This window comes from Xanthobacter sp. NM-59 (assembly GCF_021401125.1).
In the GTDB taxonomy this organism is placed as follows: domain Bacteria; phylum Pseudomonadota; class Alphaproteobacteria; order Rhizobiales; family Xanthobacteraceae; genus Xanthobacter.
This window is the reverse complement of record NZ_JACBFQ010000001.1, coordinates 359,853-374,440: the sequence shown is the minus strand read 5'-3', so window position 1 is coordinate 374,440 and position 14,588 is coordinate 359,853. Positions and strand designations below refer to the sequence as shown.

Below are 14,588 nucleotides of genomic sequence, written 5' to 3'. Positions count from 1 at the left end.
CCGCCAGTGGCATCAGCCACAGGAGCGGCAGGGACCATGTCGCGATGAACGTAGCTGCCGGAGATGGGGCGATCATCGGGCACCGCAGGTCATGCGGCGGGCTTACGCCACCGCGCCCGTCGCCAGCTCAATGGCGCAGTCGGAGCGCAGCACGTCGTGGCCGCAGAGGTACGAGCCGATCAGGAAGGTGCCCTGACGGCGAATTTCGTAGTCGCTCTCCATGGACAGGTCCATGAGCTGCACGGTGCCGGCAGCCATCTTGTTGAAGACGAGGCCCACGGTGGTGCGGAAGTCACCCTGGTACTTGGCCGGGCCAGCGGTCACCTGGGTGTTCGGGACGTGGTTCGACTTCACGATGGGCAGGCCGGCGATGGTCTGCACGATGCCGGAGGCCACGGAGCCCTGAGCGCCAAGGTTCGTGTCCACGAGCCGGTCGCGCTGGGCAAGCAGGTAATACTGCGCCGGACGGAACACGGCATAGCGGTCGCTCTGCGTGACGTTCTTTTCGTCCAGGGTCTGAGTGGCGGTGAACAGGGCCGCTTCCAGCTTCGCCGGGTCGGTCGCCATCGCCGCGTCGGTGATCCGGGAGCCGCCGGGACGGCCGGTCAGCGGCGAGGATGCACGCGCGGCAAGGGCCAGGACGGCGGCAAGGTGCGTGTCGTACTGGTGGGCCAGCTCCTGCCCCAGCTCCTTGGAGTAGACGCCACGAATGTCATAGTGGTTCACGGCCTCGTCAACGTCCGCAATGAAGGTGGTCGCCACCAGCTTGTCGTCAATGGTGATGACCTTCTCGGCGTGGTCGATGGCGCTGCCGTCGATCCAGGTACCGGGGGTGTGGTAGGCGGAGCTGGCACGGCCGACCAGCGGGAACTGGGCAGACTTGCCATGCTGGATCTGGCGGACGAACGTCAGGCCCTTGAACACGTTGGTGCGCTCGAACTCGGTGAGGACCTCACCCGCGAAGAGCTTGAGGAAGAGAGCGTCGGTGGCGCCGGCCTGATTGACCTGACCGAGACGCGAAACAGTGGTGTCACCATAAGCCATGGTGTGAAAATTCCTTGATGATGTGGAGGGTTATGGCGTGGCGTCGCGAGCGCGGCCGGTAGTTCTCTTGGGGGCCTTCTCCAGGGCCTGGAGGCTCCACCTCAGTGGAGTTGCAGGGGATCATGGGAAAGGCGGACAGGAGAGCCGGAGCGGTGGGCGGCGTTTGCCATGGGTCCCGACACGCTCAAGGAGTAGTTCCAGCCAAGGGCCTCCCGCCGCACCTCAGCGCGGGGAAGGGAGACCACAGGGCCGGAGTTCGCAGGGCATGTTCAACCCCGCATATGCGGGGCCTCGGGCGTCTCGCTTGCGAGCCCCTACGGCGAGCGTAGGAGAGCGATGGCGCGTCATTCGAGGGGCCGCCATTGGGCGACTTGGGACATCATCAAGGGGTGGTGGAGAGGGTGCCCCGCCCACCGTCAACCTCTCGGAAGGACTGAAAAAACGGGGGTGAGGCGGGCGGGGCGCTCACGGACCACCAAGACCGCGAGCAATAGGGAAGAGAGGCTCCGCCTGTGGCGGAGTGGGGAGAAGATGCGGGCACCCCTATCCGACCTCAGCCGGTCAGGGTGCCCGCAAGGTGGGATGACCAGGGCGGGCAAAGCCCGCTGGAAGGTCATCCTCTCGCATTCAAGGAACAGCGAGTGACTGACGCCGTCCTTCAGGAAACTTGCAATTCTGTAGGCGGGATGACCACCACCGGCCCGGTGAGGCCCTCGACCTTGTCCATTCGCAGGGCCTTCTGCTTGCATCCGTCACCGGCCACGAGGCGCCGCGCGAACGGCTTCTTGCCGGGACCGGGGATGCAGACATGCCAGTCGTGGCCTTCCACCAGGGGCGCGTCGGCGGCGGGAAGGCGGGCCGTGTAGCCCCTCGTCAGGGGCACGAGGGCGAAGTCGCCGTCTATGACCACAGGGCGGGGGCCGGTCTTCTTGGGCGTGGGGGCCTTGCCGGCCTTCACCCTCTGCGTGGCCCGGCTGCGGCGCTTGGCTTCGGTGTTGGCGGTCTTCTTCCGGGCCGTGGCGGCTGCGGCACGCTCCGAGGGGAGCATGAAGGCGGCGTTGCGCTGGTCATTCCACCACTCGGGACGGAAAGCGCCTGTCGGCCGGCTGATCCACCCATGGTCATCGTCGAGACCACCAGCCTCAGCGATCTGAGAGCGGACCATGGCGGCCCCCTGCCAGACACGGAGGCGGAAGAGAACCGGGTCGTCATGACCGAAGACGGGAGGCCAGCCATACCAAGGCAAGGTGCAGCTCGGATAGCGCACCCATCGTCCGTCATGGCAAGGGTTGATGGCCTGGAACTCGTCAATGGTCAGGGGTTCGTCAAGGCGGGCAAGGCCCGCTGGGGGGAGGGCTAGAAGCTCTTCCTCAGAGGAAGACCACCTTGGGGAGCACCATTCCTCGCTGAAGCCCATTCGGGTGCAGCCGGGGGAGCCGTCGAGATGCTGACGGGCTTTGAGAAGGGCACGGGTGAGGGTCGCGAGGTGCTGGCAGCGCTCTCGACGGGCCATGTAGGCGATGACGTGGGCGTTGTGCTGGTCGCCTTTGGCAGGGGCTTCGTCTTCGTCGGCGGTCGCGTCAGCGACGCTTGGATCGTCTTCGCCGTCGTCAGCCGGGAAGAGGTCGTCATACATCGACCGATGCGAAGGGCACGGACGGAATGCCGCGTCGAAGGACACGGGCTGATAGAAGCTGACCGACGTGTCGGTGTTCTCGAAAGATGCTTCGTCAGAGGCTCCACGTTCGTGGAGTGCAGCGGGGGCAGAGGAGAAATCCATAGAGGTGTCTCCTGTGTCACCAAAACGGAATGGGAAGGGGTGGTCGGTGGAGGGAAAGCTTTCTGAAAGCTGACGGAGAGCTTTCCTTGAAGCTCAAAGAAACACTTACAGAAACACCTGTACACCTCTCCCCCCTCCCCCTCTCCCAGCCTCGCGACACGTGGATGCTCCCGCCGACCACTCCGGTCAGCCTGTCCCTTACGGGGATCATCCACATGCCAGCGCATGGAAGAGGGCAAGGGGTGGACGTACAGGCAGACCTGCAATTCACCTCTCCCCAGCGTATTTTATGCCTCGTCTCCGGTCGGTCCTCCCCGTCGAGGGGAAGCAAGCCGGAGGACTGGTGCCGCTACACACCGCTTGTTGACCACCGTGTGCCCCTTCCGGGGAGATGATCGACAAGGTTCTCGCTGTATCGCCAGCGTTGGGCGGCCTGTCGTGGCTGTCACCAAAACAACAGCAGGACGCTGCGGCGTGGCGGTGCCAAGTAGGCTAGAGTGGCGGGAAAATCAAAGCATTGGAATACCAAGAGAATATCCCTTCGCCCCCCTGTCCTCAGAGGGCGCGAAGGTGCTTTGGCACCGATTGAAGGTTCCGCGTTAGGCTGGGGTGGGACAAAAGTTAAACCATTGATACAGCGTTCTTTTCGCCCCACGCCTGCTCCGCCGCAAGACGACGAGCCTCCGGCAGGGTCTGGGGGATGACGAACTGCGGCTTGCTGACCTGGGCTTCCAGCTCGGCTTCCATCGCGTTGAACTCGGCGATGTAGGCCATCTTGAACTGGAGCGCCTTGGGGCCGGTGAAGCCCATCGCCAGGAGGGTGAAGCCGTCCCGGTCCATGAGGTAGGCGGGCTCTTGCCGCGAGCCGCCGCGAGGCATGGCAACGGTTTCCGACGTCTGGGAAAAATTCCCCGCACATGCCGGAGCCTGGGAAAGCAAGGCCCGGATGGACTTCAGCACGTCGTTGTGGGGCTTCCCGAAGTACCGGGCCACGTCCCGCGAGTTGGTGACGGGCTTGCCGGCGGTGCCACGGGTGACGATGGGGCGCAGAGAGGGGACGATGGACTTCAACGACCACGACGTGCGCGTGGTGATGATCGACGGTGCCCTGTGGTGGGTGGCGTCGGATGTGTGCCGAGTGCTGTCCCTACAGGTCACGCGCACCGGGGCAGTCAATGTAACGGCGGCCTGCCGGCATCTCGGCCCTGCCGAAGGAATGTTGCTCTCGAAGCAACATTGCGGAGCCCGGCGAGGAAGTACAGCCCGCTCTCGGTGATTGCCGTCTTGTTCAGATTTCCCCTGCGATTACCCTCGGTCGAGGCGAGGGTAATGACCCGCTGCTCGTCAGCGTCGAGGCTTGTGAGGTAGTGCCCGGTCCCGGATCGGGTGGGCATACCCAGCGCAGCGCACACATCCACCGCCACCCACCAAGGGGCGCCGTCGATCAGCACGGTGCGGATGTCATGGCCGCTGAAGGCGATGAAGGTAGAGGCCGGGCTCGGAGATGCAGTTGGCATCGGCATTCCGGAAGCTAGCGTGGATCGCAGCCACGCTAGGCCTGTTGATATGGCGCGCCCCGTCCTCGGATAGGCCCCGGAAATGCAGAAAGCGCCGTGGTTTGGAAAGCTAATGTCGGTCAGAGCGACACTAGACTGAGTTACCATGCGCCTCGCATCGCCGGCGTGTATCTTGTGGAAAAGATAAGTGCCTTGGCCACGCCCTTTCCCCACGCCCGACCTCTGGGTGTGGACTTCATCGCATTCGCTTTACAGGAGCGAAAAGTTTTGAAGCACGAGCTCACGTTCATCGGCCTTTTCTACACCTCGACTCTGTGGGTCTTGATATCTCTGCCCCTCGCTACCTATTCTAGGGCGCTGATATTCATATCCCTGAGATACCACCGCTTCTCGACGTGGCAGTACCGGTGTGCTCTTGGCCTTCGCCTTGGCTTGTCCCTTAGGCATGGTCCGTCTCCAGCACGTTAAGTTCCCTAGGGTAATAGTGCTTCCGCCTTATCCACTTGAACCCCTCATATCGGGTTACTGTGGCGATGTCAGTCTCGCCTCCAACGATGTCCGCCCCGGGCAGAAACCGCCAATACTGCTTGGCGGTTGCAGCTAAAAAATCTGCAAGATCAATAGCGTCTTGCATGGGCATTGCCGGCGAGTGGAGGTAAACTTGCGACTCGTTCCGAACGCATTCAATTAGGTGTGACAATTTGGCAGCCTGCTCCGGGGGGACATTGTCCGGGTCCACCCCCGACGCCCTGCAAATTCCGCGCCGCATGCCATCATCAAATCCAAGGACCAATCGTGTTACAGGCTCGATTGCCCCGCCCCACCAGATTCCTCCGCCACCATTTTCCGTGAGCTTCACAGGTGGTTGGCATTGTCCTTCGCTAAATACAATTTTCCAAAGCTCAAAAGCTTGCGACATATCCGATGGATAGCCCGCCACCCAAAACTCAAAATGTCCATTGGGACGGGGGCTCAGGCGTGCAAACTTATCGTCATATAAAAACTTTCTTGTCTTCTCGACTATTTCACGAATCGAATAGTTATCAGCATTTATCGCCTCGTCAGAGCTGCCGTTAGTAAGAATAAATCGCAACTCTTTTGCCAACGATGAAATGGAGTGCGGGCCAAAATTGCCAATTCCGCAAGTCATTGCAGCTATTGGCTTCCCTTTGTAAAGATTGAAAACCTTCTGACCGTGCATATAAACATTTAGTACACTTGTTGCCCCGCCCGGGGCAACTGTGGAAAGGGTGCTTGCGCTGTCTGCGGCAAAGACCATCCCGTCGTGAACGCCGACGGCTATGCAGATCGTCACAGCACCCTCCCCATTTCTAGTTGTGGCAAATTCGGGGCAGAATCACTGAATTGTCAACTAGGAGTCGCAGCGTTGACCGGATGCGCGGCCAATACTGCCGGCAGGCCTTAAGGACTGCCTAGCCTTTGGCCCTCCATTGACGCAGCCGGGCAACCTCACCGCCTCCTAAGGCAGCCTGGCCGCCTCCACACAGGCCCGCTTCGCCTCCATCCCCGCTGCTCCCGGATAACGCCCCATCGTCATGGGTAGCGGCCCGGCCTCCTTGGAGTGCCGCCAAGGTTCAGGCGGTGAAGCCCGTAGCGCCCTGTTCGAGGGCTTTCACGGCATTGTGCGAATGAACCAGCGAAACGGTTGGGGCAGCCCATGCAGGCCGGCCTCAGATCCTCTCTATGGCTATTAAGCCGGAGGTGCCGAGGGGGCTTCACGCCGGAAGAAAACCTACAGCCTTAGGCCGTTATCGTGCCTCTGGTCCTCTCGAAGGAATAGAACGGATGGAGCTTGGAGCCCCACAGGATGGGCTCCTCAGAAACCTGGAAGCCCAGCTCCCGCAGCCACGCTATGCGCTCCCAGTTGCGGGCATCGACCACGTTGTTCAGGGTTTCATAGAGGGCCTGTTGATCCTCCACCCACTCACGGAGGAGAGGGAGGAACTCGTGAATGGTCAGCGCGTCAACTGCCACTATCCACGGCTGCCCGAGCTTCGGGGTGCCCGTCTTGAGGATACCGGGATAGTCGGGCGTGGGCGGGTAGATCGGGTCCACACCGCACATTCCCGCCAGTTCCCCGACGTCGGAGAACATCGCCCAGGCGTCGGGCTTCGCAGCGTGCCACAGGAGCACGTCCAGCGGCTCGCGGCCGGTGAGCGCCTCGACCTCCGCCCGGTCGGCGGGGCATAGGATGGACGCCAGGGCTCTGGCGTGCTCTTCAGTGGCCTTGACGAGATATGCCATGGCTATTCCTCCCCACCCACCTGATACCTGGGCAGCTTGGCAATCGCGGCCACCTTTGCTTTGAGCGACACGTCCCCATAGCTCTCCGCCACCGTCTCGGCGCTGTGCCCTTGGATTGCGTCCCGCACACCGGGGTCCATTTCAACGTCCCGCGCCAGGGTCTTGAAGCGATGCCGCCAGCCGTGCGTCGGCTGCACGTTGGGGTCCGGCACCACCTCGCGGGAAAGCTCGGCAAGGCGGTTCTTCACGCCCTGGAGCGGTCCGAGGACATCCCCGGTCTTCCTGTTCGGCACGAGGAAAAGGTGCCCCGGCTTGCAGGACTGGACGAAAGCGGGAAAGCCCATCTCGACAAGGTGCGGATGCAAGGGCACTTCACGCGCCTCATCCGTCTTCACGGTCCCCGCCTCCGGCGAGATGGTGACGACCCATGTCTCGCCCTCCTGCCGAATATCCTCCTTGCGGAGCTGGGCAATCTCCCCGACACGGGCCCCCGTGTAGGCACAAATCCAGTGGACCCATCGCTTGGCCGCGAAGGTCTGCGGACGCTCCTGCCCCTGCCGCTGTCCCGAGACGTGGCGCAGGATGGCCTCCGCCTCGGCATCGGTGAAGCCCTTCACCGCCCGCTTGCGTTGCGTCTTGCCGAGCTTGAGGGTGATGCCGGCGGCCGGGTTGCTCGTCACGCGGCGGTTCGTCACCGCCCAATCGAAGACCGCCCGAAGCCCGGCGAGGTCGCTGTCCTTTACCGTCTTGGGTGAGATGGGCTTGCCCGTTCTTGGGTTCACCTGGGCAAGGCGATGGTCCTTGAAGCCGATCACGTCTTCCGGCGTGACCTTGCCGGCGGCGTCCACGGCCTCTCCCCTGCCCTCCTGTTTCAGGAAGGCGATGAAGGCCGCCATAGTGTTGGTATAGCTCTCGTGAGTGCTGGGCTTGCGACCAAGGGCCTTGGCCTCCTTCCACCAGTCCTCGACAAGGCCGGTCAAGGAGACAGGCTGAGCCGCTCCCCTTTCACTTCCCCTCCCCGTTGGATCGGAAGGAGCCTTACTTGCGTCGTGAGTCCTCCTGTCGCCATTCGGCACGGGCAGAACCGCTTCCGATGGGAACCGCTGCACGACGACGTCCGGCCCATAATCGCCCTCAGCCCGCCTCTTGAGCGTCCCCATCGCCTCGGCAATGGCCCTCTTGATCGCCAAGGCCAGCCTTCGACGGCTATCGGCATCCACGACCAGGGCACGGCTTGCCAAGGCGGCGTCCGCCATCTGCCAGAACACCGACAAGCAGTCGTCAGGCTCTCCCAGGTCAGGGGTGGCGCACGCCTCCTGAAGCTGTTTCAGCACCAGGGCTTCCCCTGGATCATCCTCAAGGTTCGCGACAAAGCCCCGATACCAATCCCCCGACACCGCCACGACCTGCTTATGCGTGAGTCGGGACGGGCCTTCCCGCAGGCTGTTGAAGAGCCGTTGAAAGTGCGTTTCGGCGATGCCCGTGCGGGCCTTGGCGACGTGAGGGTCGCGAGTGCGGAGGGAGAAGGAGACTTCAGCCGCCCCGAGCGTGACCGCCACGGTGCAAGCGGGCTCAGAGCCGTGCGCAGGGAAATGGATCAGGACGGATTGCCCGGTCACCTTGCCCCGCAGGTCAGCGGGAATGCGCTTCCTGAAGGCGAGAATGGTGGAGCCGGTGCGACGGGTCGGACGGGACATGCGGATAGCCATGTGTGGCGCCTGTGTGTAGCAGTCGGCGCCTCAATGATCCTTGTATGCCAAGGACTTCCGCAAAATCAATGTCAAGAGGGTATAATGGTGCCCAGGGGCGGAATCGAACCACCGACACTGCGATTTTCAGTCGCATGCTCTACCAACTGAGCTACCTGGGCTTCGCTCGGCGCCGCAGCGCTTCAGCGAGGAGGCTGTCTATAATGTTCGAGTTTGCCTCTGTCCAGTGCCACCGGCAACTTCGTCATCCAAGCTGTGGACAACACCGATCGAGCTGCGCCCGTTCCGCTGCGCAGATCAACGCCCCGCCCCGACGCGGCGCGAGACCGCTCCAATGGCAAGCCGCCCCGTCCCACCGGCTTTACGGCCACCGGACGGATTTGAGGTGTTTTCTTCTGCGGAAACTGGCAATGTGCCCGCTCTTGCCGAATTGCCGGCACCACCGAAAAAGGGGAAAGAGGTGGCTGAACGTAAGGCGCATGGGGCACACGAAGTCGCTGAGCCCTCCGAATTCACCACAGGATCGGGCGCGCCCGCAGCAGCTGCCGCTACCCTCGAACAGGCCCTCGGTGTTCAGGTCCGCTCCATCCGCCGCGAGCTGGACCTGACGGTTTCCGATCTCGCCGGCGCCGCCGGCATCTCCGTGGGCATGCTTTCCAAAATCGAAAACGGCCAGATCTCGCCCTCTCTCGCCACGCTGCAGGCCATTTCCAAGGCCCTCAACGTGCCCATCACCACCCTGTTTTCCGCCTTCGAGGAAAGCCGCGACTGCTCCTTCGTGCGCGCGAATCAAGGGGTGATCATCGAGCGCCGCGGGACCAAGGTCGGCCACCAGTACGAACTGCTCGGCCACGGCCTGGGCGGCGACATCGTGGTGGAACCCTACCTCATCACATTGTCCCAAGAGGCCGCGCCCTTCACTGGCTTCCGGCATGCGGGCGTCGAGTTCCTCTACATGCTCTCCGGCGAGGTGATCTACCGCCACGCGGACCGCACCTATCACCTGCGGGCCGGCGACGCGCTGATGTTCGATTCCGGTGCCTCCCACGGGCCCGAGGAACTCGTCGTCACCCCCATGAGCTATCTGTCCATCATCGTTTACGGCCGTGACCGCCACTGAAGGCGGGCCGGGGGGCTTGTGCCCTCAAGGCGTTCCAATCGTTGGCTTCACGGTCATTTTCTTTCTAGGAAACTTTTATTCTTTCATGTTGACGTGATGCAGCCGGCGGCGTACCACTGACCTCAAGGTCGCATCAGCGGCCGGGGAATGGAGCCAGTGACAGCGCCATGTGCGGCATCGTCGGTATATTTTTGAAGGATCCCGCCCTTGAGGGGGAACTCGGATCCATGCTCGCGTCCATGCTCTGCGTGATGACAGATCGCGGCCCGGACAGCGCCGGTTTCGCGGTCTACGGGTCCGGAGCCAAGGACAAGGTGAAGCTCTCTCTTCGTGCCGCGAAGGGCTATGACTTCTCGGCCCTTGCCGCCGGCCTTTCCATCCCGGCGGACGGCATGCCGCCGCTCTCGGTGCGCTCCACCCATGCCGTCATCGAGATCCCGGCGGCCCGCGAGGCCGCGGTGCGCTCCTTCCTGGCCGCCAGCCACCCCGAGGTGGCGGTGGTGGGCACCGGTTCGCGCATGGAGATCTTCAAGGAAGTGGGCCTGCCGGCGACCGTCGCCGACACCTTCGGCCTCGCCAAGATGCGCGGCACCCACGGCATCGGCCACACCCGCATGGCCACGGAAAGCGCCGTGACCACGGCCGGCGCGCACCCCTTCTCCACGGGTGCCGACCAGTGCCTGGTGCACAACGGCTCGCTGTCCAACCACAACCAGCTGCGCCGCCAGCTGAAGCGCGAAGGCATCACCTTCGAGACCGAGAACGACAGCGAAGTGGCCGCCGGCTATCTCACCTGGCGTTTGAAGCAGGGCGCCAGCCTGGGTGAGGCGCTGGAAGCGGGCCTCAAGGACCTGGACGGCTTCTACACCTTCGTCGTCGGCACCGAGAACGGCTTCGGCGTGCTGCGCGATCCGGTGGCCTGCAAGCCCGCCGTGATGGCCGAGACCGACCAGTACGTCGCCTTCGGTTCCGAATACCGCGCCCTCGTGGACCTGCCCGGCATCGAGAAGGCCCGGGTGTTCGAGCCCGAACCCGCCACCGTCTATTTCTGGGAGCGCGCCCAGTGAACGCCATTTCTCCCGACATCACCTTCGACCTCGCCTCCGCTGAGCTGCGTGAGCTCAACGAGGCGCTGCACAAGATCACCGCCGAGAGCAACACGCGCCGCTGGCGGGTGCTGAATCCCGAAGGCCGCCACGCGGTGGCGGTGGGCATCGACGCCCCGGTGACCGTCGAGATCGACGGCAATGTGGGCTACTACTGCGCCGGCATGAACCAGCAGGCGTCCGTGATCATCCACGGCAATGCCGGCCAGGGCGTCGCCGAGAACATGATGAGCGGCTTCGTTCGTGTGTGCGGCGATGCCAGCCAGTCGGCCGGCGCCACCGGCCATGGCGGCTTGCTGGTGGTGGATGGCAATGCCTCCGCCCGCTGCGGCATCTCCATGAAGGGCATCGACATCGTCGTGAAGGGCTCCATCGGCCACATGAGCGCGTTCATGGGCCAGTCCGGCTCGCTGGTCGTGTTCGGTGATGCGGGCGAGGCGCTGGGCGACAGCCTCTACGAGGCCAAGCTGTTCGTGCGCGGCACCGTGAAGTCGCTGGGCGCGGACTGCGTCGCTAAGGAAATGCGCGACGAGCACAAGGCGCTGCTGGCGCAGAAGCTCGAAGCCGCGGGTATCGCGCCGGGCAGCGTCGATCTCTCGGAGTTCAAGCGCTACGGCTCCGCGCGCAAGCTCTACAACTTCCATGTCGACAACGCCGACGCCTATTGAGGGGTGAAGAAGAATGACCGCGCACGACGCAAAGGGCCCGGCACACGCTCTGCCCCAGACCTCGCCCCGCTTTTCCGCAACCTTCGATCCCCACACTTTGTCGGAGATCCGGCGGGCGGCGGCCACCGGCATCTATGACATCCGCGGCGGCGGTACCAAGCGCAAGCTGCCCCACTTCGACGACCTGCTCTTCCTCGGCGCGTCCATGTCGCGCTACCCGCTGGAAGGCTATCGCGAGAAGTGCGGCACCGAAGTGGTGCTGGGCACCCGTTTCGCCAAGAAGCCGATCCACCTGAAGACCCCGGTGACCATCGCCGGCATGAGCTTCGGCGCCCTTTCCGCCCAGGCCAAGGAAGCCCTCGGCCGCGGCGCCTCCATCGTCGGCACCTCGACCACCACGGGCGACGGCGGCATGACGCCGGAAGAGCGCGGCCAGTCGCAGACCCTGGTCTATCAGTACCTGCCCTCGCGCTATGGCATGAACCCGGTGGACCTGCGCAAGGCGGATGCCATCGAGGTGGTGATCGGCCAGGGTGCCAAGCCCGGCGGCGGCGGCATGCTGCTCGGCCAGAAGATCTCCGATCGCGTGGCCGCCATGCGCAACCTGCCCAAGGGCATCGACCAGCGCTCGGCCTGCCGCCACCCCGACTGGACCGGCCCGGACGATCTTGAGATCAAGATCCAGGAGCTGCGCGAGATCACTGACTGGGAAAAGCCCATCTATGTGAAGGTCGGCGCCTCCCGCCCCTATTACGACATCGCCCTGGCGGTGAAGTCGGGTGCCGATGTTGTGGTGCTGGACGGCATGCAGGGCGGCACCGCCGCTACCCAGGAAGTGTTCATCGAGCAGGTGGGCATTCCCATCCTCTCCGCCATCCGCCCCGCGGTGCAGGCGCTGCAGGACCTGGGCATGCATCGCAAGGTGCAGCTCATCGTGTCCGGCGGCATCCGCACCGGCGCGGATGTGGCCAAGGCGCTGGCGCTGGGCGCCGACGCGGTGGCCATCGGCACCGCCGCTCTGGTGGCGCTGGGCGACAACGACCCCCATTGGCAGGCGGAATACGAGGCCCTCGGCACCACGGCCGGCGCCTATGACGACTGGCACGAGGGCCGTGACCCGGCTGGCATCACCACCCAGGATCCGGAGCTCGCCGCGCGCCTGGACCCGGTGAAGGCGGGCCGTCGCCTCGCCAACTACCTCTCGGTGATGACGCTGGAAGCGCAGACCATTGCCCGCGCCTGCGGCAAGAGCCATCTGCACAATCTGGAGCCCGAGGACCTGGTGGCCCTCACGGTGGAAGCGGCCGCGATGGCCGGCGTGCCGCTCGCCGGCACCCAGTGGATCCCCGGCAAGACCGGCGGTTACTGAGCCTCTTCGGCATTCGTCCCGGACCCCGCAAAGGGCCCGGGACGCGTCAAGACAACAGAATGAACGCCCCGACGCGCCGGCGCCTCGTTTTAATGCCGTGTTGCCCGCGTTCCGCGCCGGCGGGGTTGTCCCCACAGCAAAAAATACGACCTTCCCGAGGACCGAACATGAGACGCATCGCCGAAATCGCCCGCGAGGCGGAAGGGCATACGTCGGGTGCCGCCGAGGTGGCCTCCGATCTCACCAAGGCCGCCAAGGAGCGCGGCATCAAGTATTTCCTCATCTCCTATGTGGACCTGTTCGGCGGCCTGCGCGCCAAGCTGGTTCCGGCCTCGGCCATCGCGGAGATGCAGCGCAACGGCGCGGGCTTCGCCGGCTTTGCCACCTGGCTCGACATGTCTCCCTCCGATCCGGACCTGTTCGCGGTTCCCGATCCCTCGAGCCTGATCCAGCTGCCGTGGAAGGAAGAGATCGGCTGGCTCGCCTCCGACCTCGTGATGGGCGGCAAGGAAGTGGCCCAGGCCCCGCGCACCCTGCTGAAAAAGCAGCTCGCAGATGCCGCCGACCTTGGCTATGTGATGAAGAGCGGCGTGGAGTGCGAGTATTTCCTCATCTCCGCCGACGGCAAGTCGATCTCGGACGATGCCGATACCGCCGACAAGCCCTGCTATGACCAGTCCGCCCTCATGCGCCGCTACGATGTTATCAAGGACATCTGCGACGCCATGCTGAAGCTGGGCTGGGGCGCCTACCAGAACGACCACGAGGACGCCAACGGCCAGTTCGAGATGAACTGGAACTATGACCACGCGCTCCTCACCGCCGACCGCCATGTGTTCTTCAAGTACATGGTGAAGTCCATCGCGGAACAGCATGGCCTGCGCGCCACCTTCATGCCCAAGCCCTTCATCAACCTCACCGGCTCGGGCTGCCATTCCCACGTCTCGCTGTGGAACAAGGGCAGGAACGCCTTCTCCGATCCCAAGGGCGAGCTGGGCATGTCGAAGCTGGCCTACCAGTTCATCGGCGGCCTCATCCACAATGCGGACGCCCTGTGCGCCCTCACCAACCCCACGGTGAATTCCTACAAGCGCATCAACGCGCCGCGCACCATTTCCGGCGCCACCTGGGCACCGAACACGGTGACCTATACCGGCAACAACCGCACCCACATGATCCGCATCCCCGATGCGGGTCGCCTGGAGTTCCGCCTCGCCGACGGCGCGGCCAACCCCTATCTGCTGCAGGCCGGCGTGCTCGCGGCGGGCCTTGACGGCATTGTGAACGAGCGTGATCCGGGCAAGCGCCTCGACATCAACATGTACACGGACGGCCACAAGGTGAAGGGCGCCAAGAAGCTGCCCCTCAACATGCTGGACGCCCTGCGGGCGCTGGAAAAGTCCAAGGTGATGGGCGAGCGCCTGGGACCGGAGTTCGTGTCCGGCTATCTCAAGCTGAAGCACCACGAGTGGAACGACTTCTCCCGTCACCTCACCCAGTGGGAGCGCGATCGCACTCTCGACATCTGAGGCAATCCGCGCCAACATAAAAGAGTTCGCCTTCGATGGCGGCCTCCGAGGGGCTTCGGCGTCATGCCGAAGCCCCTTTTTCATTTGCCGTCACCAAATCGCGCCACTCCCGTGCTCGGGCACCATGACCGTGCAGTGCTGCATTTCTTTGCGGCAAGTGAGAGCCAGTGACCTCACCTTAGGCAATTCCGCAGGGTTTTCGGCCGCCTTGTACCCCACCTGCCGGATATAGCCTCATTTGCGTGCAGTGCAGGCGCTGCGGTACAGATCAAAGGCGCAGCGGACAAGTCATACAATCGCTTGCCGGTTCATGTTCCAGCGGACTTTGAACCATAGCGGCGGGCGATGCTTCGCGATGCTGCGGGCAGAAGCCATTGGAAATTCATAATTCAGTAACACGCCCGCACCTTCCCCAGCTGAACGGACGGCCCGATGCGGGCCCCGATATGCCTGTGTGGCATATTTGTTGCTCCACAGTGAA

The 14,588-nt window shown here is 63.8% G+C and carries 12 protein-coding genes and 1 tRNA gene; 5 read left to right on the top strand and 8 right to left on the bottom strand.

From position 1 onward, the window contains the following. Positions 1-102 precede the first annotated feature (102 nt). The 8 genes from L0966_RS01775 to L0966_RS01740 form a co-directional block, all read right to left on the bottom strand. Positions 103-1,044 carry a hypothetical protein gene (locus L0966_RS01775; protein ID WP_234050135.1) on the bottom strand — a complete coding sequence of 314 codons (942 nt, stop codon included), beginning with the start codon at positions 1,042-1,044 and terminating at the stop codon, positions 103-105. Between the two features lie 658 nt (positions 1,045-1,702). Next, on the bottom strand, positions 1,703-2,824 hold the full coding sequence (locus L0966_RS01770) for a hypothetical protein (RefSeq protein WP_234050134.1): 1,122 nt from the start codon (positions 2,822-2,824) through the stop codon (positions 1,703-1,705). A 621-nt stretch (positions 2,825-3,445) separates the two neighbouring features. Beyond that, a complete protein-coding gene (locus L0966_RS01765; protein WP_234050133.1) occupies positions 3,446-3,895 on the bottom strand; it encodes a Rha family transcriptional regulator in 450 nt (149 codons plus the stop codon). Between the two features lie 101 nt (positions 3,896-3,996). Then, the gene (locus L0966_RS01760) at positions 3,997-4,341 is read right to left on the bottom strand and encodes a Bro-N domain-containing protein (RefSeq protein WP_234050132.1); all 345 of its coding nucleotides are present in this window, start codon (positions 4,339-4,341) and stop codon (positions 3,997-3,999) included. 439 nt (positions 4,342-4,780) lie between these two features. Further along, positions 4,781-5,656, bottom strand: coding sequence for a hypothetical protein (locus L0966_RS01755; RefSeq protein ID WP_234050131.1), 876 nt, complete (start codon positions 5,654-5,656; stop codon positions 4,781-4,783). Between the two features lie 446 nt (positions 5,657-6,102). Next, positions 6,103-6,606 carry a hypothetical protein gene (locus tag L0966_RS01750; protein WP_234050130.1) on the bottom strand — a complete coding sequence of 168 codons (504 nt, stop codon included), beginning with the start codon at positions 6,604-6,606 and terminating at the stop codon, positions 6,103-6,105. Between the two features lie 2 nt (positions 6,607-6,608). Beyond that, a complete protein-coding gene (locus tag L0966_RS01745; protein WP_234050129.1) occupies positions 6,609-8,303 on the bottom strand; it encodes a DUF6538 domain-containing protein in 1,695 nt (564 codons plus the stop codon). A gap of 97 nt (positions 8,304-8,400) precedes the next feature. Beyond that, a tRNA-Phe gene (locus L0966_RS01740) sits at positions 8,401-8,476 on the bottom strand. A 299-nt stretch (positions 8,477-8,775) separates the two neighbouring features. Here L0966_RS01740 and L0966_RS01735 point away from each other — a divergent pair. The 5 genes from L0966_RS01735 (at position 8,776) to glnT (ending at position 14,107) form a co-directional block, all read left to right on the top strand. Next, positions 8,776-9,435 carry an XRE family transcriptional regulator gene (locus L0966_RS01735; protein ID WP_234050128.1) on the top strand — a complete coding sequence of 220 codons (660 nt, stop codon included), beginning with the start codon at positions 8,776-8,778 and terminating at the stop codon, positions 9,433-9,435. A gap of 167 nt (positions 9,436-9,602) precedes the next feature. Then, positions 9,603-10,502: a glutamine amidotransferase family protein gene (locus L0966_RS01730; RefSeq protein WP_234050127.1), complete on the top strand. Its 900-nt coding sequence runs from the start codon at positions 9,603-9,605 to the stop codon at positions 10,500-10,502. Continuing rightward, positions 10,499-11,209 carry a protein glxC gene (locus L0966_RS01725; RefSeq protein ID WP_234050126.1) on the top strand — a complete coding sequence of 237 codons (711 nt, stop codon included), beginning with the start codon at positions 10,499-10,501 and terminating at the stop codon, positions 11,207-11,209. Before L0966_RS01730 ends, L0966_RS01725 begins: the two co-directional genes overlap by 4 nt. 13 nt (positions 11,210-11,222) lie before the next feature. Then, positions 11,223-12,578, top strand: a complete 1,356-nt coding sequence (locus tag L0966_RS01720; protein WP_234050125.1) for an FMN-binding glutamate synthase family protein — start codon at positions 11,223-11,225, stop codon at positions 12,576-12,578. 227 nt (positions 12,579-12,805) lie between these two features. Continuing rightward, positions 12,806-14,107, top strand: a complete 1,302-nt coding sequence (gene glnT, locus L0966_RS01715; protein ID WP_234050795.1) for a type III glutamate--ammonia ligase — start codon at positions 12,806-12,808, stop codon at positions 14,105-14,107. The last annotated feature ends 481 nt before the right edge of the window (positions 14,108-14,588 follow it).